2 protein-coding genes are annotated in these 1614 nt (G+C 66.3%); both read left to right on the plus strand.

What is annotated here, in order from left to right:
• Positions 1 to 1076 (plus strand): bifunctional UDP-4-keto-pentose/UDP-xylose synthase (locus OXS31_RS23305; protein WP_267402350.1); only part of this gene is annotated, 1076 nt, incomplete at its 5' end.
• Between the two features lie 8 nt (positions 1077 to 1084).
• The coding region (locus tag OXS31_RS23310; RefSeq protein ID WP_181902092.1) for a polysaccharide deacetylase family protein at positions 1085 to 1614 on the plus strand (530 nt) is incomplete at its 3' end.

A 1614-nucleotide genomic window follows, 5' to 3' on the forward strand; every position in this document is an offset into this window, starting at 1 on the left:
CCGGTGCCCGCCTGCATCGCCAGGATCGCCGCGCCAAGCGCCGCACCCGGGTGCTGATCCTGGGCGTCAACGGCTTCATCGGCAACCACCTCTCCGAGCGCCTGCTGGCCGACGGCGAGTACGAGGTCTATGGCCTGGACATCGGCTCCGATGCCATCGAGCGGCTCAAGGCCAATCCGAATTTCCATTATGTGGAAGGCGACATCTCCATCCACACCGAGTGGCTGGAATACCACATCAAGAAGTGCGACGTGGTGCTGCCGCTGGTGGCCATCGCCACGCCCATCGAATACACCCGCAATCCCTTGCGCGTGTTCGAACTGGACTTCGAGGAAAACCTCAAGATCGTTCGCCACTGCGTGAAATACGGCAAGCGCGTGATCTTCCCGTCCACCTCCGAGGTGTACGGCATGTGCCAGGACGAGCGCTTCGACGAAGACCGCTCCAACCTGGTGGTCGGCCCGATCAACAAGCAGCGCTGGATCTATTCGGTCTCCAAGCAGCTGCTCGACCGGGTCATCTGGGCCTACGGCGCCAAGGGCCTGAAATTCACCCTGTTCCGTCCGTTCAACTGGATGGGCCCGCGTCTGGATCGCCTGGACTCGGCGCGCATCGGCAGCTCCCGCGCCATCACCCAGCTGATCCTCAACCTGGTAGAAGGCACCCCGATCAAGCTGGTCGACGGGGGCGCCCAGAAGCGCTGCTTCACCGACGTCGACGACGGCATCGAGGCGCTGTTCCGCATCATCGAGAACAGGGGCGGTCGCTGCGACGGCCAGATCGTCAACATCGGCAACCCGGACAACGAAGCGAGCATCCGCGAACTGGCCGAAGAGCTGCTGGCCCAGTTCGAGGCCCATCCGCTGCGCCACGAATTCCCGCCCTTCGCCGGCTTCCGCGAGGTGGAGAGCAAGAGCTTCTATGGCGACGGCTACCAGGACGTGGCCCACCGCAAGCCCAGCGTGGAAAACGCCCGTCGCCTGATCGACTGGCAGCCGACCACCGCCATGGCCGCCACCGTCGGCAAGACGCTGGACTTCTTCCTGCGCGAAGCCCTGGCGCAGCGGGAGGCCTGATGAACACCCTGATCCCGGCCAGCCTGCGCATCGACGTGGATACCTATCGCGGCACCCGCGAAGGGGTACCGCGGCTGCTCGACCTGCTGGACGAAGCCGGGGTCAAGGCCACCTTCTTCTTCAGCGTCGGACCGGACAACATGGGGCGCCACCTCTGGCGCCTGGTGAAGCCCACCTTCCTGTGGAAGATGCTGAGGTCCAAGGCCGCCAGCCTCTATGGCTGGGACATCCTGCTGGCCGGCACCGCCTGGCCGGGTCGGCCCATCGGTCGCGACCTCGGTCACCTGATGCGCGAGACCCGCGCGCGCGGCCACGAGGTCGGCTTGCACGCCTGGGACCACCACGCCTGGCAGGCCCATACCGGCAGCTGGAGCCTGGAGCGTCTAGGTCAGGAATTCGGCCGTGGCCTGCAGGCCCTGGAAGACATCCTCGGCGCCAGGGTCGACTGCTCCGCCGCCGCCGGCTGGCGCGCCGATCCGCGCGTGGTGCTGGCCAAGGAGGCCTTCGGCCTCCGCTACAACAGCGATTGCCGCGGCAG

Source organism: Pseudomonas sp. GM_Psu_1, from assembly GCF_026544185.1.
Taxonomy (GTDB): domain Bacteria; phylum Pseudomonadota; class Gammaproteobacteria; order Pseudomonadales; family Pseudomonadaceae; genus Chryseomonas; species Chryseomonas oryzihabitans.